The 24,054-nt window shown below is 71.0% G+C and carries 21 protein-coding genes and 1 pseudogene; 14 read left to right on the plus strand and 8 right to left on the minus strand.

Features of this window, described 5'->3' with window-relative positions; genetic code table 11:
* Positions 1-39: 39 nt before the first annotated feature.
* Positions 40-930, minus strand: a complete 891-nt coding sequence (locus OG787_RS23415) for a LysR family transcriptional regulator (protein WP_405536280.1) — start codon at positions 928-930, stop codon at positions 40-42.
* A 188-nt stretch (positions 931-1,118) separates the two neighbouring features.
* Here OG787_RS23415 and OG787_RS23420 point away from each other — a divergent pair, with 188 nt between their 5' ends.
* From OG787_RS23420 to OG787_RS23440, 5 genes are all read left to right on the plus strand, one after another.
* On the plus strand, positions 1,119-1,565 hold the full coding sequence (locus OG787_RS23420) for a nuclear transport factor 2 family protein (protein ID WP_405536281.1): 447 nt from the start codon (positions 1,119-1,121) through the stop codon (positions 1,563-1,565).
* An 81-nt stretch (positions 1,566-1,646) separates the two neighbouring features.
* Complete coding sequence (locus OG787_RS23425) at positions 1,647-2,852, plus strand: NAD(P)/FAD-dependent oxidoreductase (RefSeq protein WP_369029274.1); 1,206 nt, start codon at positions 1,647-1,649, stop codon at positions 2,850-2,852.
* A 17-nt stretch (positions 2,853-2,869) separates the two neighbouring features.
* A complete protein-coding gene (locus OG787_RS23430) occupies positions 2,870-2,992 on the plus strand; it encodes a hypothetical protein (protein ID WP_369029243.1) in 123 nt (40 codons plus the stop codon).
* Entirely contained in the window at positions 2,989-3,657 is a 669-nt protein-coding gene (locus OG787_RS23435; protein ID WP_369029242.1) for an NAD(P)-dependent oxidoreductase, read from the plus strand. The genes OG787_RS23430 and OG787_RS23435 overlap by 4 nt, the downstream gene beginning before the upstream one ends.
* Positions 3,658-3,795: 138 nt before the next feature.
* Positions 3,796-4,107 carry a DUF6401 family natural product biosynthesis protein gene (locus OG787_RS23440; protein WP_369029241.1) on the plus strand — a complete coding sequence of 104 codons (312 nt, stop codon included), beginning with the start codon at positions 3,796-3,798 and terminating at the stop codon, positions 4,105-4,107.
* Positions 4,108-4,111: 4 nt separating this feature from the next.
* Here OG787_RS23440 and OG787_RS23445 read toward each other — a convergent pair whose 3' ends face one another.
* The gene (locus tag OG787_RS23445; RefSeq protein WP_405536282.1) at positions 4,112-5,299 is read right to left on the minus strand and encodes a helix-turn-helix domain-containing protein; all 1,188 of its coding nucleotides are present in this window, start codon (positions 5,297-5,299) and stop codon (positions 4,112-4,114) included.
* Positions 5,300-5,469: 170 nt separating this feature from the next.
* Between OG787_RS23445 and OG787_RS23450 the strand changes: the two genes are divergently transcribed.
* Both OG787_RS23450 and OG787_RS23455 read left to right on the plus strand, forming a co-directional pair.
* Positions 5,470-6,045 (plus strand): hypothetical protein, encoded by a 576-nt coding sequence (locus OG787_RS23450; protein ID WP_369029239.1) that lies wholly within the window; start codon positions 5,470-5,472, stop codon positions 6,043-6,045.
* A gap of 160 nt (positions 6,046-6,205) precedes the next feature.
* Positions 6,206-7,402: a glycoside hydrolase family 64 protein gene (locus tag OG787_RS23455; RefSeq protein WP_405536283.1), complete on the plus strand. Its 1,197-nt coding sequence runs from the start codon at positions 6,206-6,208 to the stop codon at positions 7,400-7,402.
* Here OG787_RS23455 and OG787_RS23460 read toward each other — a convergent pair.
* Complete coding sequence (locus OG787_RS23460; RefSeq protein ID WP_405536284.1) at positions 7,395-11,552, minus strand: hypothetical protein; 4,158 nt, start codon at positions 11,550-11,552, stop codon at positions 7,395-7,397. The two genes, OG787_RS23455 and OG787_RS23460, sit on opposite strands and share 8 nt — an antisense overlap.
* Before the next feature lie 299 nt (positions 11,553-11,851).
* Between OG787_RS23460 and OG787_RS23465 the strand changes: the two genes are divergently transcribed.
* On the plus strand, positions 11,852-12,715 hold the full coding sequence (locus tag OG787_RS23465) for an NPP1 family protein (protein ID WP_405536285.1): 864 nt from the start codon (positions 11,852-11,854) through the stop codon (positions 12,713-12,715).
* A gap of 120 nt (positions 12,716-12,835) precedes the next feature.
* Here the strand turns inward: OG787_RS23465 and OG787_RS23470 are convergent, their stop codons facing one another.
* Entirely contained in the window at positions 12,836-13,636 is an 801-nt protein-coding gene (locus tag OG787_RS23470) for a mechanosensitive ion channel family protein (RefSeq protein WP_369029235.1), read from the minus strand.
* Positions 13,637-13,865: 229 nt separating this feature from the next.
* Here OG787_RS23470 and OG787_RS23475 point away from each other — a divergent pair, with 229 nt between their 5' ends.
* The 3 genes from OG787_RS23475 (at position 13,866) to OG787_RS23485 (ending at position 18,172) form a co-directional block, all read left to right on the plus strand.
* The gene (locus tag OG787_RS23475; protein ID WP_405536286.1) at positions 13,866-15,146 is read left to right on the plus strand and encodes an amidohydrolase; all 1,281 of its coding nucleotides are present in this window, start codon (positions 13,866-13,868) and stop codon (positions 15,144-15,146) included.
* Between the two features lie 324 nt (positions 15,147-15,470).
* Positions 15,471-15,974 (plus strand): hypothetical protein, encoded by a 504-nt coding sequence (locus OG787_RS23480; RefSeq protein ID WP_405536287.1) that lies wholly within the window; start codon positions 15,471-15,473, stop codon positions 15,972-15,974.
* Positions 15,971-18,172, plus strand: a complete 2,202-nt coding sequence (locus OG787_RS23485; protein WP_405536288.1) for a tetratricopeptide repeat protein — start codon at positions 15,971-15,973, stop codon at positions 18,170-18,172. Before OG787_RS23480 ends, OG787_RS23485 begins: the two co-directional genes overlap by 4 nt.
* Before the next feature lie 196 nt (positions 18,173-18,368).
* Here the strand turns inward: OG787_RS23485 and OG787_RS23490 are convergent, their stop codons facing one another.
* Entirely contained in the window at positions 18,369-18,593 is a 225-nt protein-coding gene (locus OG787_RS23490; protein WP_405536289.1) for a DUF397 domain-containing protein, read from the minus strand.
* Positions 18,590-19,459 carry a helix-turn-helix domain-containing protein gene (locus OG787_RS23495; RefSeq protein WP_405536290.1) on the minus strand — a complete coding sequence of 290 codons (870 nt, stop codon included), beginning with the start codon at positions 19,457-19,459 and terminating at the stop codon, positions 18,590-18,592. The genes OG787_RS23490 and OG787_RS23495 overlap by 4 nt, the downstream gene beginning before the upstream one ends.
* Before the next feature lie 222 nt (positions 19,460-19,681).
* Here OG787_RS23495 and OG787_RS23500 point away from each other — a divergent pair, with 222 nt between their 5' ends.
* From OG787_RS23500 to OG787_RS23510, 3 genes are read left to right on the plus strand one after another with little or no spacing between them, the layout of a single operon-like run.
* Positions 19,682-20,119 (plus strand): ATP-binding protein, encoded by a 438-nt coding sequence (locus tag OG787_RS23500; RefSeq protein WP_405540564.1) that lies wholly within the window; start codon positions 19,682-19,684, stop codon positions 20,117-20,119.
* On the plus strand, positions 20,116-20,388 hold the full coding sequence (locus OG787_RS23505) for a hypothetical protein (RefSeq protein ID WP_405536291.1): 273 nt from the start codon (positions 20,116-20,118) through the stop codon (positions 20,386-20,388). The genes OG787_RS23500 and OG787_RS23505 overlap by 4 nt, the downstream gene beginning before the upstream one ends.
* The gene (locus OG787_RS23510) at positions 20,378-21,016 is read left to right on the plus strand and encodes an ATP-binding protein (RefSeq protein ID WP_405536292.1); all 639 of its coding nucleotides are present in this window, start codon (positions 20,378-20,380) and stop codon (positions 21,014-21,016) included. Before OG787_RS23505 ends, OG787_RS23510 begins: the two co-directional genes overlap by 11 nt.
* A gap of 975 nt (positions 21,017-21,991) precedes the next feature.
* On the opposite strand, the pseudogene OG787_RS23515 reads toward OG787_RS23510, so the two are convergent.
* Positions 21,992-22,705: pseudogene (locus OG787_RS23515) on the minus strand (hypothetical protein); the annotation flags it as partial.
* A 126-nt stretch (positions 22,706-22,831) separates the two neighbouring features.
* Entirely contained in the window at positions 22,832-24,016 is a 1,185-nt protein-coding gene (locus OG787_RS23520; RefSeq protein ID WP_405536293.1) for a PP2C family protein-serine/threonine phosphatase, read from the minus strand.
* Between the last annotated feature and the right edge of the window lie 38 nt (positions 24,017-24,054).

Consider the following 24,054-nt stretch of genomic DNA (forward strand, 5'->3'; position numbering starts at 1 on the left):
GGGGCTCGCGCCGTCCTGCCGGCTGCCCGTCGTCCGCTGTCACAGGGAGACGGGACCGAGGTCGGCGGCGGTCTGGGCCAGTGCGCGGAGGGTGGGGCCGTCGGCGGAGGTTCGCCACGTCAGGGCCCAGTGGACGGTGGGGGCGTCGCGAAGGGGGAGGAAGACGATGCCGGGGGGACGGTTGTAGCGGGCGGCGATCTCGCCCAGCGGGTGGACACACTGTCCGGAGGCGACCAGGGAGAGCACCTCGTGGAAGGTCCGCGCGGCGGGCCCGCGCGGGATTCGGCGGCCGAGCGGCGTACGCGTGGGGACCATGGTCGTGACCCAGTACTCGGGGGCGCCTGGGCCGAGGTCGACGACATGGTTGTCGCCGAGGTCCTCCAGTGACGCGGTGCCGCGCTCGGCCAGCGGATGGTCCGCCGCCACGGCGAGCACGCGGCCTCCGGTCAGCACGGTCGGGCCGACCGTGAGATCCGGTTCGGCCACCGGAAGCCACAGCACGTGCGCGTCGTGCTCTCCGGTGCGCAGCGCGCCGAACGGGTCGCTGCCGTTGATCTCGCCGAACTGGACATCGCTGCCCGGGTGGCGGGAGCGGAAGGCCTCGATGAGGGGGCGCAGTTCGTGGCCGGCATGGCCGAACACACCCAGGCGCAGGGTCTGTCCCGTCCCCGCGCCGGCCGCCTCGGCACGAGCCAGCCCCTCCCGGAGGAGGTCGACAGCCTGCTGGAGGTCCTCGCGGAGGCGCCGGCCGACCGGGGTCAGCGCGACGTGGCGGCTGGTGCGGTCGAACAGGACGACGCCGAGGCGTCGTTCCTGCTTGGCGATGGCCTGGCTGACGCGGGCCTGGGACACATGGAGCCGCTCCGCGGTGCGGCCGAAGTGCAGTTCCTCGGCCAAGGTCAGGAAGATCTCGATGTCACGCAGTTCCATGCACAACCCCCACCCATGGACGCCCCCCACCCCTGCACAACCACCACCCATATATAACCGCCACATTATGGATAGCCCGAGGAACCTTACATTGTTCCGCCTGCCGCCCACCCCGATGCTGGATCCATGACCACCGGTCAGGCGGCCCCCGCCTGACGCACACATGGACATGGACGGGGAGGGAACCGATGGGCGACATACGGGCCATCACCGATCGCGTCGAGATAGAGGCGCTGCGAGCGGAGCTGACGGACGCGGTGATGATGCGTGACTTCGGCCGCGTCGTCTCGCTGTTCACGCCCGAGGGCACGATGAGCTGGCCGCACATCGACAAGGAGTTCGTCGGTCACGAGGAGATCCGCGCGGGGATCGAGTGGGGCCAGTCGCTCTGGGAGTTCTTCGTGCAGAACGTCCACCCGGGCGTCATCCGGCTGGACGGCGACACCGCTGCCGGCCGGGCGTACATCCAGGAGTTCGGACGGATGCGCGACGGCAGCTCGCACCTGAACCACGCCGTCTACCACGACCGTTACGAGCGCACCGCCGACGGCTGGAAGTTCAGCGAACGCGTCTACGAGGTCCGGTACCTGGACTCCACCCCGCTCCCCGGCTCGGCGCCGCAGCGCCTCGGCTGATCCGTCCCGCGTGCACATTCCTGACCTGCGAATCCCTGAAAGCGGAGGAGAGAAACCATGGCTGAGAACACCGCTGAGAACATCACTGAGAACACCGAGGTCGTCGTGATCGGCGGCGGTTACGCCGGCGTCATGGCCGCCAACCGGCTGACCCAGCGCGACGACGTGACCGTGACGCTGATCAACGCCCGCCCGGACTTCGTCGAGCGGATCCGGCTGCACCAGCTGGCGGGCGGGACGCACTCGGCCGTCGACGACTACCGGAAGATCCTGGGCGAGCGCGTCCGGCTGGTGGTCGACACCGTGACCCGGATCGACGCGACGGGGCGCGGCGTGGAGCTGGCGAGCGGCGGCACGGTCGGCTACGACCACCTGATCTACGCGGTGGGCAGCGGCAGCGCCGACCCGGGCGTCCCCGGAGCGGCCGAGTTCGCCCGGCCGATCGCCACGTTCGAGGAAGCCCAGCGGCTGCGGTCGGTCCTCGACGCCGCTCCCGCCACGGCCCCTGTGACAGTGGTCGGAGCCGGGCCGACCGGCATCGAGACCGCCGCCGAGCTGGCGGAGGCGGGCCGCACCGTGACCCTGGTCTGCGGCGGGCAGCTCGGGCCCTATCTGCACCCGAACGGCCGCCGCTCGGTCGCCGGGCGGCTGGCCGGCCTCGGGGTGACCGTGCTCCAGGGCCCCGGTACGAAGGTCACGGAGGTGACCGGCGACACCGTACGGCTCGGCGACGGCCGTGAGCTGCCGAGCGAGGTCACCGTCTGGACCGCCGGTTTCGGCGTGCCGGACCTGGCGGCCCGCAGCGGGCTCAGCACCGACTCCCTGGGCCGCCTGCTCACCGACGAGACCCTGACGAGCCTCGACGACGAGCGGATCGTCGCCGCCGGGGACTCGGCGGCACCGTCGGACATGCCGTTCCGGATGAGCTGCCAGGCCGCGGGCCCACTGGGCGCGATCGCCGCCGACACGGTGCTCAGCCACATCGCGGGCAGGCTTCCCGCACCGGTCGACATGGGGTTCGCCGGCCAGTGCATCAGCCTCGGGCGCCGCGCGGGCATCTTCCAGTTCGCCCACAAGGACGACACCGCGAAGCGGCTCCACCTCGGCGGCCGGACAGGCGCGAAGGTGAAGGAACTCGTGTGCAGGCTCACCGTCAAGCAGCTGGTGAACGAGGCACGCAAGCCCGGCTCCCACACCTGGATCAAGGGCGAGCAGGGCCGCCGGCTGCTGCGGGCCCAGCGCCGCGAGACGGCGGCCACCGCCGAACTCTCCCGACACACCCACTAGGGACCGGGGGTTCAGTCATGACCCTGATCACCGGGGCCACCGACACCGTACGGCGGCTGCTGGCCCGCCCGGCCCGCACGTACGCCACCACCTCGGCACGGGACCACCGTGCCGCCTTCACTGCGGGAGGATCCCGATGAAACTCACGATCATTGCCGCCACCGGCGGTATCGGACGGCACCTGGTCGAGCAGGCGGTGGCCGGCGGGCACGACGTCACCGCCGTGGCCCGCCGCCCGCGTGACCTGCCGGACGGCGTCCGGGCGGTCGCCGTCGACCTCACCCGACCCGACATGCCGACGCTCACCGAGGCGGTGCGCGGCGCCGACGCCGTACTGTCCGCGCTCGGCCCACGAAACCCGCGCGCGGACGCGGGCATCACCTCGCGGGGCACCCGCGCGATCGTCGCGGCGATGCGGGCCGAGCACGTCCGGCGGATCGTCATCGTCAGCGCCGCACCCGTCGGACCGGTGCCGGTGCCTGGCCGGCCGACACCGCCCAGGCACGATCCCGGCGACGGCTTCTTCATGCGCCACCTGGGCGTCCCGCTGACCCGGGCGATGTTCGGCCGGCACTACGCCGACCTCGCCGTGACCGAGCAGACCCTGCGCGACAGCGGACTGGAATGGACGGTGTCGCGCCCGCCCAAGCTCACCGACAAGCCCCCGACCGGCAGGTACCGGACCGCGCTGAACCGCAACATCCGGGGCGGGTTCTCCGTGCCACGCGCCGACGTCGCCCACCACATGCTCGCCATGGTGAACCAGCCGGACACCGTTGAGCAGATCGTCGGAATCGCGACCTGACGAACAGCGCACCCGCCCGCCTCCGGCGCCCGTACGGGGAAGAACGTCTGGTTCGAGTGCGAGAACAAGGAGCCGGTGTGATGGAAACCATGACATACCCCCCTCCTCCCTCCCGCTCCTCCCACATACCGTGGAGCGATGTCCCCCTTGGCCAGGATCAGCAGCGCGTTCGCGCCCCGTTTCGCGGAGTTCGTGTTCGAGCCTGCCTTCACGGCCGCCGTGGACCAGCACGTCGCGGAGATACGGGAGCGACTGCAAGCCAACCACCCCGGGCTCGTCCCCCGGCAGCCGCACCGCGAAGACCTCGCCGACTACGCCCTCGGATTCCTCGACGCCCTCGACGAACTCGACTGGCGCGAACCCGTCGGCCACGACTACGCGGTGTGCCGCCTGACCGCCATCAGCTGGCTGGTCGAGCGGCACGACCTCCTCGCCACGCCCACCGAGTGACGGCCTAGGGCCTGTCGTACGGGACCCAGGCCCGCTCGCCCGCGTCGTTCGTGCCGTACCAGTAGTGCGGCAGCCCCTCGATGCTGGTCATGTGGAACGGGCGGCCGTCGTCGTCGATGCGGATCGTGCCGGTCCGGCCCTGGGACGACCAGTCGAGTTCGAGGTACCAGCGGGCGTCGTACGCCTGTGTCGTCGCGTCGACCAGCAGCACCTCCGGATCCTCGGCGGAGACACGGTACGGGAAGCGCACGGCCGGGATGGTCTGTTCCCTGTCGGTGCCGTCCTTCGGGCGGGCTACGGGGCGGTCGGCATCCAGGTTCACGGTGAAGCGGCGGGGCGTGAGGTCACCGCCGCAGCCCTGGTCCATGGCGTACGCGGTCCCGGTGGCCGGGGTGCCGCGGCTGACGACGCGGACGTGGAGCGCCTCCAGGACCACGGCCGTGGACGACCGCCCCTGCACCGAGACCTGCACCGTCGTATGCCGCCCGTGCACCGCACCCTGCGTCGTCGCCCACACCCCGGCGTCCTGCTCCACCGGCGGCGGAGGCACTCGTACAGGCGGCTGGTCGATGACGTAGTCGTGGCCGCAGCCCTTGTCCCAGACCAGGGAGTCGGTGGTCCAGGCGAGGGGCAGGGCGGTGGCCGGCTTCGCGGCCGGGGCGGGAGCCCCCTCCTGCCGGGGGCCGGGCGAGGAGGGGTCGTCCGACAGGACAGACGTATATGCGCTGCTCAGAGTGGCCAGCAGCGCGCAGGCGACAGCGACGGACGCCAGGAACCGTCGGCGGCGGTACCAGGGGCGGGGAGCGGGGGCGGGGGCGGGTGCAGGTGCGGAGGCAACGGGTTCCAATTCCGGTTCCGGTTCCGGTTCCGGCGCCGGTGCCGGTGCCGGTGCCGGTGCCGGTGCCGGTGCCGGAACGGGCGCCGCCACCCGCTGCCGAGCCGCCACCGCCGACAACCACAGCCGGTGCAGTTCGAGCCGTTCCTCCGGGGTCGCCCCGCTGAAGGCCGCGAGGCGCTCCACGGGGGCGAAGTCCTGCGGCACCGCCTCGCCCGCGCAGTACCGGTGGAGCGTGGAGGTGTTCATGTGGAGGCGGCGGGCCAGGGAGCCGTAGCTCCGGTCCGTGCGGTCCTTCAGGCCGCGCAGGAGCGCCGCGAACTCCTCGACCTCGTCGACGTCGTCCCGAATCGACACCGTTCCTCCGTCGTCCGCCCGCGTTCCCGTATCCCAGGCACTCATGTCCCTGCACGTCAGACGGGCCGGGATGGTTCCACCTTCGGCGGCCGTTGTGCCCGGCTCCGGCTACCGCCAATGCTCTTGGTGGCGCACCGAACGACGTGGCGCAGGAGAAAAGGAGTACGCACATGGACAGCGTGAACGACATGAACAAGAAGTCCCCCGCACACCCCGCACGCCCCTCACACCGTCGTCCGGGCCGCCGCCTCGCGGCCGTCGCCGCCGGCCTCGTCCTGACTGTCGGACTCGGTGTGTCGACGCAGATGTCGGCGCAGGCGTCCGTCCCCGCCTCCGCGAAGGTGTCCACAAAGGTGTCCGCCGCCGCGCAGAAGCCGATCAGCGGCACGACCGGCCAAGTGGTGACCCGGGTCGCCGACTTCTACGGCGCGTACGTCGACGCGAAGGGCGACTACACGGACCCGGACTCCGCGCTGGCCGCGGCGCTCCGCAAGCACTACCTGACGCCCGACTTCGCCAAGCGGCTGGCCGCCTGGGAGAAGAAGAACGGGGTGGACGGCGTCCTGCGGGCCCAGAACGTGCCGGTGCGGTGGACGGTGGCCGACAACGGAAGCATGGGCCACAGTCACGAGGTCGTCGTCACCTTGACCTTCGGCAGCGGGACAACGACGCAGAAGATCAAACTCTTCGTGCTGGTGGAGCGTTACAACCACATCTCCGGCATCGAGACCACGAGCGCCCGCTAACACCCACCAGCACCCCCTAGCACCCACTAGCACCCACTAGCACCCACTAGCCCATCTTGGTCTAGACCTTGACGTGTCCCGTTCACGAGAGCAATCTGAGAGCGCTCTCAAGCACGCGCAGCAAACACAGCACGCATGCGAGGACACGAGGAGGACGAACTTGTTTGCCACTCGGAAGGTGCTGGTGCCCCTGGTCGCCGCGGCGGCCGTCGCCTCAGGGCTGACGGCCGCCGGACCCGCGACCCTCGCCGAGGCCGCGGTGCCCACGACCATCCCGCTCGACTTCAAGAACAACTCCGGGCGCGGCGACCAGATCTACGTCTACAACATCGGGACCCTGCTCTCGACCGGACAGCAGGGCTGGGCCGACGCCAACGGGACGTTCCATGCCTGGCCCGTCGGCGGCAACCCGCCGACCCCCGCGCCCGACGCGTCGATCGCCGGTCCGGCCAACGGGCAGACGATGACGCTCCGGATGCCGAAGTTCTCCGGGCGGGTCTACTTCTCGTACGGCCAGAAGCTGGTCTTCAAGCTGACCACCGGCGGTCTCGTGCAGCCCGCCGTGCAGAACCCCTCCGACCCGAACGCGAACATCCTCTTCAACTGGACCGAGTACACGCTGAACGACGCAGGTCTGTGGCTCAACAGCACACAGGTCGACATGTTCTCGGCCCCGTACGCGGTCGGCGTCAAGAACACCTCCGGTGCCGTCAAGAACACCGGTCATCTGAAGGCGGGCGGTTACGCCGGGGTCTTCAACGCCCTGCGGGCGCAGTCCGGCGGCTGGGCGGGCCTCGTCAGGACCCGCTCCGACGGGACGATCCTGCGCGCCCTCTCCCCCGGGCACGGCATCGAGTCCGGCGCCCTGCCGAGCACCGTCATGGACGACTACATCAACCGGGTGTGGAGCAAGTACGCCACGTCCACGCTGACGGTGACGCCCTTCGCGGACCAGCCCGCCACCAAGTACTACGGCAGGGTCTCCGGCAACGTCATGAACTTCACCAACGGTTCCGGCGCGGTCGTCACCAGCTTCCAGAAGCCCGACGCCGACAGCGTCTTCGGCTGCCACAAGCTCCTGGACGCCCCGAACGACCAGGTGCGCGGCCCGATCTCCCGCACCCTGTGCGCCGGCTACAACCGCTCCACCCTGCTGACCAACTCCAGCCAGCCCGACACGAGTTCGGCCGGCTTCTACCAGGACTCGGTGACCAACCACTACGCCCGGACGATCCACGCGCAGATGGCCGACGGCAAGGCGTACGCCTTCGCCTTCGACGATGTCGGCGCCCACGAGTCGCTGGTCAACGACAGCGACCCGCAGACGGCGTACATCACGCTCGACCCGTTCAGCTGACGCAGACCTTCCGGTACGCCACCTCCGGCACGTACGTCTCCCACTGCTCCCGCGAGAGATCGGCGCCGGCGCCCGCCCGGGCGCACACCCGGGTGGCCGCCCGATCCGCGTCCACGACGTACCGCTGGAGCGGGACATGGGCGCTCCCCGCGTACAGCGTGCCGCTGTCGGCGCCGAAGGTGAGGGAGTCGATCTGCTCGCCGGGTGTGGTGAGCGGGCCCCCCAGGGGCTGTTGGGTGGCGATGTCCCAGAGCTGGAGTGTGCCGGTGCTGCCGCCGACGGCCAGGGTGGCGCCGTCGGGGCTGACCGCCAGCGCGCTGACCGACTCCGGTTCCTCGCCCAGGGGAGCGGGGAAGACGTTGCGCAGGATGCCCGTACGGTGGCCCAACTCGCCGTCCCACAGGGCGACTCGGCCGGTCTGGTCCCCCGCGGCGAGCCGCGAACCGTCGGCGGCGAAAGCGAGGGCGCCGATCTGCTCACCCTGGACCAGCTCCGCTCCGGTGACCTTGGCGGTGACGTTGCCGGTGACCTCGCCGCCGGTCTTCGCCGCGGGCATACGGAGGGTGCGGTTGTCGCCGACGAGGAGGTGGCCGTCGGGGCGGACGGCCAGGTGGGTGCTGGTCAGGCCGGGGATCACCGTCGATCGAGGACCCGTCCCGGTCGTCCACGCCTCGTTCGTCGGCTCGCCCAGGACCGGGAGGCGGGTCGCGTACAGGGTGTCGCCCGCCGGGCCCAGGGCCAGGGCGACCACCGGGGCGGCGGACTCACCGGCCGCCAGGTCCAGGGTTGCGCGGGGTCGGGCGCGGGTGGTGTCCCAGACGGTGAAGCGTTGCGGGGCCGCGTTCCTGCCGGGGGCCGAGACGCCGTACGAGAGTGCCTTGCCGTCGGGACTGAAGGCGAGGAGGGCCACCATGTGTTCCGGGATCACCGGGTCGGCGGGGTCGGCCGACACCGGCCGGGGCGGGGCCGGGAGGGTGTGCAGAAGGTGGCCGTCGGAGGTGGCTCGGAGTTCGAAACGGTAGCGGTCGCCGACGAGTTCGGCGGTGGCGTACGTACGGGCGTCCGGGCTCATCCGTACCGCCGTCAGCGGGTGCTCGCGCCAGGAACGGGTGACCGCCGGGCCCAGTTCCAGGCAGTGGACGGCGCCGCCTTCGAGGTAGCGCAGGATGTTCGGGTGGGCGGGGTCCCAGGAAAGTCCGTACAGGTGCTGGTTGTTGAGGGGGTGCCGGAAGACGGGGGCCGCCGGGTCGGACAGCCGCCACACCCGGATCTCCTCGCCGTCGGCGGTCGCGAGGAAGGTGCCGTCCCTCGTGAACGCGGCCCGTTCGGCGCCCGGTTCGGCGATGTCGGCGACTTCGCGGGCCGACTCGGTGTCCCAGACCTTCGCGCCGGACTTCGAGAGCGCGGCGAGGCGGTCGCCGTCCGCGCCGCCGAACACCAGGGCCGTCTGTTCCTCCTCGCCGCACAGGCCCTGGGCCCGCTCCCACGGGCCGGGGCGGACGCGGTGGCGGACGGTGTCCCAGACCTGCGGGGAGCCGTCGGCGGGGCAGACGGCGACCAGGCGGCCGTCGGTGCTCACGGCCGGGGTGACCAGGCCCGCCGCCCGACCCTCGTACAGCACACTGCCGTCCGTGAGGGACCGCAGCCGGACCCGGTCGTCGTCGATGTCGCTCACGAGGTAGCCGCCCGTGGTGATGTCGGCGTCGGAGGTGAAGGGGAGGGGGCGCGGGTCGCCGGTCCAGCGGCCGGTGGCCGTGTCCCACAGGCGGATGCCGTCGTCCCCGGCGATCGCGAGGACCCGGGCGTCGGGGCCGGCCGCGAGGACCTGCCCGGCCGGGAGCCGTCCGGAGGCGGTGCGGCGGCTCTTGAGCACGTTCCAGGTACGCCAGGTGCGGCCGTCGACGCTGAGCAGCGTCCGGCCGGAGTCGGCGAGGAAGCGTGCGGGGCCGTTGCCCGGGGCGGGGTCGGTGAAGATGGCGTGTTCCGCCTGGGCGAGGGAGCCGAGCAGGGCGCGGCGGGCCTCGGGCAGCGGGGAGACGCGCCAGGCGGCGACACCCAGCAGCATCGCGGTGTGCGGGTCGGTCGTCCGCATCGCGTCGGCGACCTCGGCGACGCGGCGGGCGGCGGTGTCGGTGCGGTGGCGTTCGTTGTCGCGGCTCTGGTGCCAGGCGGCGAGGCCGATCACGAGCGACACCGCGAGGATTGCCGCGAACGCGGAGACGAGGGCGCGGGAGCGGCGGGTGGTGCGGGTCTCGGCGCGGTGTTCCGCCTCGCGGGCGTCGAGCGCGGCGGTGAGGAAGTTTCGTTCCAGGGCGGTCAGTTCGGTGGTCCACTGCGGGCCGGTGGAGGCTGGCCGCGCAGTTCCCCGCGCCCCCGACGGGGCGCTACCGCGCACCCGCCATCCCCGACGCCGCACAGAGCCGCCCCTCCCACCGGCGGGGGCGGTCAGTTCGGTGGTCCACTGCGGGCCGGTGGGGGCTGGCCGCGCAGTTCCCCGCGCCCCTGACGGGGCGCTGCCGCGCACCCGCCATCCCCAGCGCCGCACAGGGCCGCCCCTTCCCCCGGCGCCCTTGGCTCCCTCGGCCCCCTCGGTTCCTCCAGTCCTCTCAGCTCCCCCAGCTTCCCCGGCCCCCTCAACTCCCCCGGGCCCCTCGGCCCCCTCAACTCCCCCGGGCCCCTCGGCCCCCTCAACTCCTCCCGACTCGTCGGCCCCCTCGGCCGCGAACAGCTCCTCCGCTCGGGACAGGCGGGCGCCTCGGTAGAGGGCGCCTGGGTCTCGGTCGTGTTCCAGCCAGGCTTGGGCGGCCTCTGTGAGGCGGCGGTGGTGGCGGATGCGGTCGCGGTCCTCCTCTATCCAGCCACGTAGCCTCGGCCAGCGCGTCATCAGGGCCTCGTGGGCGAGTTGGACGCAGTCCTCGTCGACGGTGACGAGGCGGTTGCGGGCCAGCTGCTCCACGACGGCGGGGACGTCGGGGTCGGACCGTTCGGCCAGTTCGGCGCGGGTGAGGGGGCGCCGGGTGTCGGCGGTGCCCCGGCCCGGCTCGATCAGGCCGAGGAGCAGCCGGCGGGCGGTGCGTGCCTGGGGCGGCGACAGATGCCCGTACACCTGTTCGGCCGTCGCGGCGATCGCACCGCTCACCCCTCCCGTGGCCTCGTACGCGCTGAGGGTGAGGAGCCGGCTGCGCCGCCGTCTCCACGTTTCGAGGAGGGCGTGGGAGAGCATCGGCAGCGCGCCCGGCTGGTCGAGGACCTCGTCCACGATCCGCGCGGTCAGCTCGCGCTCGACGAGGAGCCCGGCGGCCTGTGCCGGGCCGACGACCGCCTCCCTCAGCTCGTCCGCCGTCATGGGGCCGACCAGCAGGCCCGCCCCGTACAACGCGTCCGCGAGGTCGCGGTGTTCGGCGCAGCGGGGGTAGAAGTCGGCGCGTACGGCGATGAGTACGCGCAGACGGCTCTCCGGGGCGCGGGCGGCGAGCAGCAGGTCGATGAACCGGTTCCGCTCCGCGCGGTCCCGGCACAGGGTGAAGACCTCCTCGAACTGGTCGACCACCACCCAGCTCTCCGGCTCCCCCTCGGCCGAGGTCAGCAGCTGCCCGTACGTCTGCGCGGGTCTCACCCCTGGGGTGAGCACCCGCAGCACTGCCGGGCAGCCGAGGTCGGCGATCTCCTCCCGGAGGCGGGGGATCAGCCCGGCCCGCAGCAGCGACGACTTCCCGCTCCCCGACGCCCCGAACACCACCGCGAACCGGTGCGAGCACACCAGCTCCTTCAGCTCCGCCACCAGCCGGTCCCGGCCGAAGAACAGCGCGCGGTCGTCCGGTTCGAAACGGGCGAGCCCCCGGTACGGCGGCGCCGCGTCCTCCGTCTCCGCGCGCAGGGCGCCCGCTGCCTCCGCGTCGGCGTCCTTCCACCGGGTCTCCCACTCACCCGGGTCGCCACCGCACGCCCGTACGTACCCCTGGACCACGGGAAGCGACGGCAAGCGCTTCCCCGCCGCCGCGTCGGACAGGGTCGTCGCGGAGAATCCCGCCGCCTCGGCCATCGTCCGGTACGAGGGTCCGCCCGCGGTCCTGCGCAGTTCGCGCAGCTCATGGGCGAGCCGTTGTACGGGACCGGCCTCGGGATCGACGGGCCGTTCTGGACGCCCCACGGGACCACCCACTTTCGTCCGCTTCGGTCACGCCCACACAGCGGATGGCAACGACGTTCGGGGCGGTCAACCTATGTTTGGCGCCCGTGCGGCGTAAACACTGTGTGGTGCAGGTGTGGCGCGGATGACAGCCATGGAAAGCGGTGTCGAACAACGCGATGCCGCCCCCGGAATCACGGGGCGGACGCCTCGGGAATTGATTGACCTGATGAAACGGGGTGCCGGTCAACTTCCCGTTTGCCAGGGTCGGTCCAGCACCGCCCCTCACCGAGCAGGTCGAGCCAGTGGAGAGCACCCGCATGCCTCAGGCAACCCAGGCAACCCAGACAGTCACGGCAGGCACGTCAGCCACGACAGTGCCCGCGGTCAAGAACCGCAGGAAGTCCCGCTTCGCGAAGTCCGCGCTCGTCGCGCTCAGCGCCACCGGCCTGACCGTCGGGCTGACGGGCAGCGCCAACGCCGCCGTCCTGAACCCGCTGCCGTGGAACGCGAGCACCTTCCAGAACAAGTACATGCCGCTCTTCGACTACGACTCGGACAGCTGCTTCCCCGTCGCGGCGGTCGACGCGAGCGGCAAGCTCAACGGCGGCCTCGACAACACCGGGTCGATCACCGGCGGTTGCCGCCACCCCGGCAAGGCCAACACGTACTCGCAGGGCTGGTGCAAGAACGGCTGGTGCGCGTACGTCTACGCGCTCTACTTCGAGAAGGACCAGACGCTGAACGGCGCCGACGCCTTCGGCCACCGCCACGACTGGGAGTCCGTCGTGGTCTTCCAGAAGCAGGGCGAGGAGAGCCCCCGATTCCTCTCCGCCTCCCGGCACGGCGGCTACAGCACCCACCCCATCAACGAGGTGCCGATGGGCAAGGTGAACAACGAGCCGAACTACAACCGCGTCGAGATCGTCTACCACAAGGACGGCGCGAGCACCCACGCCTTCCGCTTCGCCAAGTGGGGCGAGAGCCCGGTCGTCTGGGGCAACGGCACCTGGGACCGCCCGGCCCTGGTGACCATGGAGAACATGGCCGACGCGCCGCGCAACGCCCTGTGGAACTCCAAGTGGGGCAAGGCCAACTTCCCGCTGACCGGCAACCTCCAGGCCAACATCAACAAGGCCCGCGAGGCGGACAGCCGGGCCAAGTCCGCGATCCCGGCGTTCTGATCCCCGGGTTCGTGACGTACCGGTCGGTGCCGGTGACGTCCGGCCCCGCATGAACGGCCGCCGGTGGGACATCAACTCCCCCCTCCGTCCCACCGGCGGCACCCGTCATGACCGTATGGATCACATGTCGGTCGTACGCGGCAGGTCTGTCCGCTCCCGCACCGGCTGGTTGGCGAGGGCGTCCTCGCGGCCGGCCTGGTAGGCGCTGACGCTGCCCTTGGCGTTCACGGTCTCGCGCTCGACCGTCGTCAGCATCCGCTCCCAGCGCTGGCGCATCGGCCCGATCATGCCGCCGCCGACCCCGACGATCAGGATGCCGGCGACCGTGGCGAGCCCGGCGTACAGCACCGGCCGGGTCACATCGGTGGCGATGCCCGCCTGACCGAGGGCGGCGATGACGCCCAGCGCCACGATGCAGCCCCAGACGATGTTGGCGACCGTACGGCCGTACGAGACGGACGAGAGCGCGCCGGCGACGATCTCGCGCACGGCGTTCGCGATGGCCATCGCCACGACGACGAGGACGACCGCGACGATGGCGCGCGGCAGCCAGGCCACGATGCCGTTGATCATCGTGCTGACCGGGTTGGCGCCGAAGACGCCGAGGGCGAGCTGAAGCGTGATCAGCATCAGGGCGTAGTAGACGATCCGGCAGACGATGCCGGTCATGTCGTACGCGGAGTCCCGCAACAACCGTGCCGTACCGGCCCGTTCGGACAGCCGCTCGGAGCCGACCTTGCGCAGGACCCGGTCCAGGACACGGGCGATCAGCTTCGACACGAACCAGCCGATGACGAGGATGACGAGGAAGCCGATGAGCTTCGGCACGAACTGGGCGATCTTCGACCAGGCGTCGTCGAGGCCCTGGGTGAAGTCGATGGCGAGCGAGGTGCTGGTGCGGGTACTGCTGCTGGTGACCATGGGGTGGTCTTCCTTCGTTAGGTGATGTGCGCTCCGCGGGATACGTCGTGTTCTGTCTGCGGCCCGGTGGGGGCTGGTCGCGCCCACGCGGCGGAGCCGCAAATGTCACAGCCCCGCGCCCCTTTGGGGCGCCTCTCCTTGTGGATATCAGCGGGGGCGGACGGTGGCCGTGGATGCGCGGCCGAACGAGTGACCCTGGATCTGCACATCCGGGGAATACGCTGCCCTCGTGACGACGACTCCCTCGCCCGCGGCCCGCACAGCGCTCGACCTGACCGCCGATCTCCCGGTGCAGGCGCTGGAGGACATGTACCGCGACCTGCACCGCCACCCGGAACTGTCCCTGGCGGAGCACCGCACGGCGGGGCTGCTGGCGGAGAGCCTGCGGAAGTCGGGGTACGAGACGACGGAGGGCGTGGGCGGTACGGGCGTCGTGGGCGTCCTGCGCAACGGCGACGGCCCGACGGTCCTGCTCCGCGCCGACATGGACGCGCTCCCGGTGCACGAGGAGACGGGACTGCCGTACGCCTCCACGGTCCCCGGCGTGATGCACGCCTGCGGCCACGACCTGCACGTGACATGGCTGGCGGGAGCGGCCCAGGCCCTCGCAGCGGGCCGGGACACCTGGCAAGGCACCCTCATCCTGGTCGGCCAGCCGGCGGAGGAGACGGGCGAGGGCGCGCGGGCGATGCTGGCGGACGGCCTGTACGAGCGTTTCCCCCGCCCGGACGCCCTGCTGTCGCAGCACGCGGCACCGGGCCCGGCGGGCCTGTACCCGCACGTGCCGGGCCTGATCATGTCGGCGTCGACGGACGTGGATGTGATCGTGCACGGCAGGGGCGGCCACGGCTCCCGCCCGGAGACGACGGTGGACCCGGTGGTGACGGCGGCGTATCTGGTCACCCGCCTCCAGACGATCGTCGCGCGGGAGGTGGCGGCCCGTGACTCGGCGGTCCTGACGGTAGGCGTGATCGAGGCGGGCACGCGGCACAACATCATCCCGACCACAGCCCGTATCGCCCTGAACCTGCGCACCCAGTCGAACGACGTACGCGACCGCATGCTGGCCGCGATCAGGCGCATCGCGCAGGGCGAGTGCGTAGCGGCGGGCTGCCCGCTCGACCCGGAGATCCGGGTGGGCGCGACGTTCCCTGTGACGGTCAACAACGCCACACTCGACGAACAGGTGGCGGAGACCCACCGCGAGGTCTTCGGCGCGGGCACGGTCTTCGACCCCGGCCCGGCAATGGGCAGCGAGGACTTCGCCCACCTGGCGGTGGACCAACTCCCGTACAGCTACTGGTTCGTGACGACCACACCGGGGGAGGTGTGGAACGCGGCAGAGGGCAACGGCGACCTGATGACACAGCTCGCGGCGGTCCCGAGCAACCACAGCCCGCTGTTCGCGCCGGACCTGTCGACGGTGGCGCCGGGGGTGCGGACGTTGGTGTCGGGGGCGCTGGCTGTGTTGTCGGCGGGGGTGGGCGGGGTGCGGGGCGCCGGGGGCTGACGGCATGCGGGGCGCCCGGGGCTCATGGCCTGCGTGGTGGCCTGATCCGCTCCACCTCGCGCCGAGGTGTTCGGGCTCGACGAGAAGACCGCGAGGCATGGGGACTCATCGGTGATCGCGCCGTCCGCCGGGGGTCCGGCTGGTGACGTCGGATCCGCCGAGCGTCCAGCCGACACGCGGTGGCACTGCCCGCAGCGACTCGACCACGGCGGTGACTGCCGACCCATCGGAGCGGGCAGGTCCGTATGCGCGATCAGCCCCCAGGGCAGGGGAGTTACTGCCATTGTGGTCGCGGATGTGACGGTACGGGTCAAGGGGGCAGGCATGCGGCGAAATCTCCGGTGGGCGGCTGCGGGACTGGTCACGGCCATGGCCTTCGCGCTGCCCACGTGGCTGTGCGGTGCCGTGTTCCTGCCGTCGAGGATCACGGATCCCTCGGTCCGCTGGTCGCTCTCGTCGACCCTCGGGGTGGTACTGGCCACGCTGGCCGTCGCATGGGGGCAGAGCTTCGCCACCCGCGGCCACCAGGAAGACACCCCCGCACCGCCGTCCGACGGCCCGGTCACGGCATCCGGGAAGCGCAGCATCGCCATCAAAGGCAACCCGACCGGCAACATCTCCACCGGGGACTCCGGGGCACGCAGTGCTCCGGCCCGTCCGGATACCGCGACTCCGGCCGCCTCGGCACCGGATCCAGCACAACCCGGGCCCGAGCCCGAGTCCCGGCCGGGCTCGGTGACCGCGTCCGGAGAACGGTCGATCGCCATCAAGGGCAACCCCGGGGGCACCATCTCCACCGGAGACCAGTTCGGCGGGGACCCTGCGTGAAGCGGCCCTTCACGGAACAGCCCAGGGAACCGCAGGCGCCTGGGCCCGATGCCCTCCCCCACACCGAAGTCCACACCGAGGCATCCGGGACGCGGTCCATCGCGATGAACACCGGCGGCGGCGATTTCCTGGGGACCGCCCTGACCGGGGACAACGCCACGGCCATTCAGCTGCCGCGCGAGGCGCTCGTCCCGGCGTCCGAGGTCCAGGCCCCGCCAGGGCTGGACAACCTGCCGGTACGCCCGGCCACGTTCGTGGGCCGCGCCCAAGAACTGGAGCGGCTGGACACCGCGCTCTCCGCTGGGGGCCAAGCGGTCATCCAGGCGGTGCACGGGCTGGGCGGGATCGGCAAGAGCACCCTGGCCGCGCACTGGGCCGCCACCCGCCCCCACGGCCATGCCCCCGTCCGGTGGATCAACGCCGACGGCCCCGCCGCCGTCCAGCAGGGCCTGGCCGACCTCGCCACCGCCCTGCAACCCGCCCTGGCCAAAGCTCTGACCGCCGAGGCGCTCGCCGAACGCGCCGCGCAGTGGCTGGCCACCCACACCGGCTGGCTGATCGTCCTGGACAACGTCAACGATCCCACCGACATCACGGGCCTGCTCGCCCGCGCCCGGGGCGGACGCTTCCTGATCACCAGCCGCCTCGCCACCGCCTGGGCCAACGCCACCACAGTGCTCCGCCTGGACATCCTGGACCCGGACGAGTCCCTGGACCTGTTCACCCGTATCACCACGGCCCAGCACCCCGAACGGGACCTGGACGGCGCGGCCGACCTGTGCGAGGAACTCGGCCACCTGCCCCTCGCCATCGAGCAGGCGGCGGCCTACCTCGCCCAGAACCCGCTCACCACCCCCCGCGCGTATCTGACCCTGCTCGCCCAGTACCCGGCGGCCATGTACCGCCACGGCGCAGCCACTACCCCGGCCGAGCGCACCATCGCCCGTATCTGGAACATCACCCTGGGCCGCATCACCGACCTTCAGCCCGCCGCCGCCGACCTGCTACGGACCCTGGCCTGGTACGCCCCCGAGCACATCCCCACCACCCTGACGGGCCCCGCCGACCCACCCACACAGAACGCCGCGCTGGGCCTCCTGACCGCCTACAGCATGATCACCCCCGACCCCGCCACCGGCACCCTGGCCATCCACCGGCTAGTCCAGGCCCTCGCCCGCACCCCCGACCCCGACGACCCCCACCGCACCCCCCACCACATCACCCAGGCCCGCGAACAGGCCACCACCAACCTGTACACCGCCCTGCCGACCACCTGGGACACCCCCGCCACCTGGCCCACTTGGCGCACCCTGCTCCCCCACATCGACGCCTTCGTCGACCATGCCACCCACGAGACCGACAGCGCCATCACGGCAGACATCCTCAACCGCACCGGGAACTTCCTCGACAACCAGGGCCAGCACACCCGCGCCATCAGACACCTTCAACGCGCCCTCGCCGACTGCACCCGGGTACTGGGCGAAGACCACCCCAACACCCTGACCTCCCGCAACAACCTCGCCTACGCCTACGAGTCGGCGGGGGACCTGAGCCGCGCGATCCCGCTGTACGAACAGACCCTCACCGACACGGTGCGGGTGTTGGGCGAAGACCACCCCTCCACCCTGACCTCCCGCAACAACCTCGCCTACGCCTACGAGTCGGCAGGGGACCTGAGCCGCGCGGTCCCACTGCACGAACAGACCCTCACCGACCGCACCCGGGTGCTCGGCGAAGACCACCCCGACACCCTGACCTCCCGCAACAACCTCGCCAGCGCCTACGAGTCGGCAGGGGACCTGAGCCGCGCGATCCCGCTGTACGAACAGACCCTCACCGACACGGTGCGGGTACTGGGCGAAGACCACCCCGACACCCTGACCTCCCGCAACAACCTCGCCTACGCCTACGAGTCGGCAGGGGACCTGAGCCGCGCGGTCCCACTGCACGAACAGACCCTCACCGACCGCACCCGGGTACTGGGCGAAGACCACCCCGACACCCTGACCTCCCGCAACAACCTCGCCAGCGCCTACCGAGCAGCGCGGAGACTGCTGAAGGCGATCGCCATGTTCCAGCAGGCGTTGCAGGACATGGTGCGGGTGATGGGCGACGACCACCCTGCCACCCGCACGACACGCAACAACCTCGCTTCGGCGTTGGCGAAGCGGGCAGTGGACGGGCCGAAGCTCTGGTGACCGGTGTCTCACAAGCCTGGATGTGACGCCGGCTGTCGAGGCCGCGCAGTGATCACGTCCCCGCAGGTCGGCCTGTGTCGGACGGACTCGGTGACGCCGCACACTGCCCTGATCCCCGCAGGCCCAATGACATCGTCGGTCTCGCAGCCCGATCCACGGCAGAAGACCGGGCGCGTTCGTTCGGTGAATCCAGCTGCTACGCCTGGCCGAACTCGCCTATGCCGGCACCGGCGCCGGCTATGAACCTGGCGAACTCCGCGCCGGAGAACGTGAGCACCGGCCCCGATGGGTCCTTGCTGTCACGCAGCGCCCGGCCGCCACCGGGCAGAGCGGCGACCTCTACGCAGTCACCGTTGTTTCCTGAGTACGACGACTTCACCCACGTCAGTGGGGTCGAAGCAGGCTGAGTGTTCGGCTTCATCTGCCCTGTTCCATTTCGTGAAGGGCGTTCTGGATGAGCGCCCGGGACTTGCTGACGTTGGCCGCGGCCATGTTGAGGCGACGGAACAGCGTCGTGTACGTCTCCACGTCGGCCGCTTCCTCGTAGAAGAGGGTGCTGGTGGGTGACTCGGTGCAGACGACATCCGTCTCCGCCGAGGTGGGGAAGCTCATGATCACGAACGGTCCGAACAGGCAGGCGTTCATGGGGTCTTCGCGCGGCAGGACCTGAAGCTCGATGTTCTGCTTCCTACTGTCCGCGATCAGGGACTCAAGCTGGGTGTTCATCACCTCGCGGCTGCCGACCTGGTGGTACAGGACGTTCTCAGCGATGATGACCCACAGTTGCAGCGGATTGTCCCTGGTCAGGATACTTTTCCGCTCCCGACGCACGTCGACCTGACCGTTCACGTGATCCTGCGTGGCTTCTGGCACCTGCAACCGGATCAACGCTTCGGTGTACTCGGGAGTTTGCAGGAGACCGGGCACCAGGTTGGTCTGGACGTTGTAGAGCTCGCTCGCATCCCATTCGACAGCCGCGTATGCCGCGTACGCCGGATCGACCACGTTGACGTATCGGCTCCACCAGCCCTTCTGCCTGGACTCGCGTGACAGTTTCTCGATCGCGGCCCGCGTGGTCGGGTCGGTGACGTTGTACGCGTCCATGAGAGCGCGAAGGTCCGGCAGCCGGATACCCGACTGGGCGTTCTCGATCCGGCCGACCTTCGATTCCGCCGAGCCGAGCACCTTGGCCGCATCGGCGTGCGTAAGCCCGGCCTTGGTCCGCAGCTCGCGCAGCGTCCGGGCCAACTGCCTCTGACGGAACGTCGGGTTGTGGTTGATGGGCACCGGTCGGCCGCCTCCCCTATTCCTTCTTGCAGGTCAAGTGTGCCGCTCGCCTCATGGTGAGGGCAACAGGCATTCAGAACCACTCAAAGTGTGGACTTGACACTTTGGGGTATCCATCCTCCACAGTACTCACTATAGAGAGTCACTCGCTCACGCTGAGCGAGGCCTCCCAGGCCCGCCCGCCCGCGAACCCGTCCGAGGGGACCTCGTATGGCTGAAACCATGAAATTGCAGGTGCGGTACAGGAGATACCGCCCATCCGTGCCGGTCGCCCGAGCCCAAGCCAGAGCCCTCTCCAGGGAATGGCGCTTACCCGATCCCGTCGCCGACTCACTGGAGTGGGTAGTCACCGAGTTGGTGACAAATGCGGTAATCCACGGCCGAGCAACACGAGGAAGTCGCGTAGCGGTGACCTACCACCTTGACGATGGTCGTCTGCGCGTTGACGTCCGTGACGCGGCCAGCGGCATGCCGAGTGTCGGTTCGCCCACTCCCAAGGACGGCGACGAATCCGAAGGCGGCCGGGGACTTCGGATCGTGGCGGCGCTCGCTGACGACTGGGGTGTGACGCCGCGGGTCATCGGAAAGAGCGTGTGGGCCGAGCTGGCCGTTTCCCCGAAGGGCTCGAACTCGAAGGGCTCGAAGGAGGGGGCCGCATGACCGGTGTCACGAACCGTCCCCGCCTCGATGGTGTCGACGAACAGGAAGAACCGCGCCTCGTCGCGGCCATGACGGACTTCGCCGAACGCGCGGGACTCATGCTGACGTCGGTGGCGGTCGAGAAGCAGCCGGGATACGTCGTAGCCCTGCCCGCCGTGACCCGCTGCTGCCGGAACCACGGCGTCCGCAGCGTGGTCGCGCCAACTTACGAGCACCTCAACCAGTTGCCGCCGCTTCCGCCGGAGGGGAAGCCTCGTCATGCCCGCTGACCACCAGGAACGGCGGGACGACGTGACCACCAAAGACACCGTGACCCCGATTCCCCTCCTGGCCGCGTCGCTCCGTCTGGTCGCCGTACCCACGGCGGTCCCGTGCTCACGGATCTTCGTGCAACACACGCTGTCTCACTGGCACTTCGAGGAGCACACCGACACGGCGGCGCTCATCATGAGCGAACTCGTCACCAACGCGCTCAGGGCCGGCGGCATCATCGACGACCGGCCGAAGTCTGGGCAGATCACTTCGGAGCATGTCATCGGGATACAGCTCCGGGCACTGGAGACCAGCCTGTACGTCGAGGTCTGGGACAGAACGGAAGCGGTGCCGGTACGGCAGAACCCCGGCCCTGAAGCGGTCGGCGGGCGGGGGCTGCTGCTCGTCGAGGCGTTGGCGGGGCAGTGGGACGTCTTCCGCCCCGTCGTCGGCGGCAAAATCGTGTGGGCGGAACTGCCACTCGGTGTGTCGATCGAGTCGCGCCCCCACCAGGAGCGCCCGTCGCTTGTCCTGCCACCGGGCATCCGGGCATCACGAGGGCCAGTAGCAGACCAGGCACGTTCGGCGCTGCTGGACCAGCTGTTGACCACAACGATCACTGCACAGGCCAAACGTGCGGCCTAGTCAGCCGGGCACGTGTTGGACGGACTCCAGCTTCTGTAGCTGCCGTTCTGCGTGCCGTACGGCACCCTCGCGCCGCCCCGGCACCCGACGCCTCAACTCGACGACCACGGGGCCGAGTTCACGCGCGTCGGCACTGTCCCCGAGGCTCGTCCACTGGTGGTGGGCCCGGTCGACAGCCGCCTCGACGGCGGGTGCATCTGGCGCCTGCCCAGCACTGAGCCGAGTCCCGGCAACGGCCAGCCAAGCCCGGCAACTCCGGGCCGGATCCCCGGCGAACATCGCGAGATCGGCCCGCACCTCGGTCCAGTGCAGCGCGTCTTCGGAAGCGGCACCGTGAGCCAGAAAGGCGGCCTGCTCCCACTGAGCGGCAAGCGCATCGGCGTCACCGTGACGACCGGCTTGAACAGCGGAGGTGATGAAGGTGTGGGGGTCACTGTCGGGCCCGGGCGGGGCGTTGTGGGCGTGGCCCGGTACGTTTTCGGCTCGACCCGACGCAACCTCGGCTCGGCCCGACGCGTTCTCGGCTCGGCCCGGCGCGTTCTCGGAGCGGCCCGGCGCCGCTTCGCCCCGGCCCGGCACCTGGTCGCCACGGTCCGCTGCCGCTTCGCCCCGACCCGGCACCTTGTCGCCACGGCCAGCTGCCGTTCCTGCTCCGGCCAGCACCTTCAGCCCGGGCGGCACCTCTTCGGCTCCGCCGGGAACCAATTCAGCTCCGGCCGGTGCCTTGTCGCCCCAGCCCAGTGCCTGGTCTCCCCGGCCCGGTGCCTGGCCTCCCCAGCCCGGTGCCTTCTCGGCTCCGGCCAGCACCTTCAGCCCGCCCGGCACCCCATCGGCTCCGGTGAGCACCTTCAGTACGTCCGGGACCTCATCGGCGCCGGTGGGCGTCTTCTCGGCACCGGCCAGTACCTTCAGCCCGGGCGGTGCCTCAGCAGCTCCGCCGGATGCCTCTTCAGCCCCGGCCCGCCTCTCCAGCCCGTCCGGCGTTTGAGGACGAGCGCGTTCAGCGCGTTCTGGGGGTCTGGGGGCGAAGCCCCCAGGTACGGATGGGACGGGTAGGGGCGGCGGGGGCGAGGAAACTCCCCCGTTCACGCCCGCGTCCCGCGCCAGGATCAGATCCCCGTACGCCGCGCCTTCCGAGGACAACCGCCCCAGCACCGCCTGATGCAACTGCCCCGCATCCGGCCGATACCCGCTCCGCAGAATCGTCGCCACCGTCCGCATGTACGCCGGCACAGCCACCACCCGCCGCCCCTGCGGCGGAGCCACCCGCCCGTACACACTCACACCCCGCCCCACCTCGAACGGCCTCCCCGTGACGTACTGCCACGCGGCCGCATCGGCGTGCAGGTCGAGGAAGAGCGTCGTCGTGCCCGGGGCGCGCAGCCGCAGCTCCTCCCCGATCCAGTGCCACGGAAACCCGGTGTAGCGAACCGTCGCAGGCGTCGTACGCGCCAGCGCGAGATGCGGAAGGTGCTGCTTGCGGTCGAGCTGGAGCTGACCGGTGAGGTAGATGGTGAGCGGCCCGGGGGCCACCGCAGCCGCGCGCAGCCGGGTCAGGACGGCCTGCGGCTCCAGCGGGTCGGCGAGTTCGACGACGTTCGCGGTGTCGGTGCCGGACAGCACGGCGGGGGAGACGGCGGCAAGAACCGGCAGCACGGACGCCGCGTCCACGAGACAGCCCTTGCCCATGGGCGAGGCGGCAAGCAGCAACGCGGTACCGGTGGTTCCAGCCACAGTCCCTCCCCTCACATCGGTCACATGCCTAAGCAGCACCGTAACCGGTGCGACTGCGAAGGGGGATTGCCGGGAGGACTATCACCCTCTTTGGTCGGCTTGTACGGCCCGCACCGCGAACACCGTGGTGTCGTCGGCGAGATGACCTCCGCAGTGCCGCAGCGTGCCGTCCCGTACGAACGCCACCAGGCGCGGCGGCTCGGCGGTGCGCGGATCGTCGGCGACGGCCTCGGCGACACGTTCGCGCAGCGGGAAGAAGACCCCGTCGGCGTCCCGGGCCTCGGTGACCCCGTCGGTGACGAGCAGCAGGGTCTCCCCGGCGCCGAGCCGCACCCGTGCCACGGACGGCAGCGCGTCGCCGCCGAGCGTCAACTCGCTGAGCCCGAGCGGGAGTCCGTCCCCCGGCGGCAGACTCCGTACCCCGTCGGAGGACACGATCAGGGAGGGCTCGTGCCCGAAGTTGACGACCTCGATGACGAGTTCAGCCCCTGCCGGCTCCAGTGGGAAACCGATGAGCACGGCCGTCGCGAACCGGTCCCCCTCGTCACGCCCGACCGCCGCCCGGTAGCGGACGTGCCGCAGCATCCGTACCTCCAGCCGTTCCGCGACGGTCGCGAGCGCCGGTTCGTGGTACCCGGCCTCCCGGAACGTGCCGAGGAGAGCCGCCGCCGCCTCGACCGCGCCGAGCCCCTTGCCCTGGACGTCACCGATGAGAACCCGGGTGCCGTGCGGGCCGGGCTGGATGTCGTAGAAGTCACCGCCGACCCGGGCGACGGCGTCGGCGGCCAGGTACACCGCCGCGTGGTCGAGGCCGCCCCAGCCAGGTGGCAGCGGGCGCAGCACCGTACGGCGGGTCGTCTCGGCGACGTCCCGCATGTGCAGCATGCGCCGCTGACCGCGCACCCGGACCGCGCAGGCGAGGACGGCCAGGACCCCGCCGAGGGCGACGAGGATGAAGTCGGGCAGCCCGGTCTGGTACTGGTGCGGCCAGGCGCCGTCGACGAAGACGTAGGTGGCGAGGGACAGGGCCGCGAAGACGGCCGTGCCGATCACCCCGCACAGCGCGGCGGCGATCCCGGGCACCAGCACGATCCAGGAGATGATCCGGAACTCGCCGGTGGTGTTCCAGTCGAGGACCGCGATCCCGATGAGCAGCACCAGCGGCGGCAGCCAGCCGAGGCCGCGCCCGGCGGGGTCGGCCGGGAGGGCGGGCCCCTCGTCCGCGCCCACCCTGCCCACCGGGCCCGTCCGGCCCACCGGCTTCATGGAACTCAGCGAAACACGGCCGCCTCCCCCTGTCGACT

The sequence above is a fragment of the Streptomyces sp. NBC_00075 genome (assembly GCF_045041225.1).
Classification (GTDB): domain Bacteria; phylum Actinomycetota; class Actinomycetes; order Streptomycetales; family Streptomycetaceae; genus Streptomyces; species Streptomyces adonidis.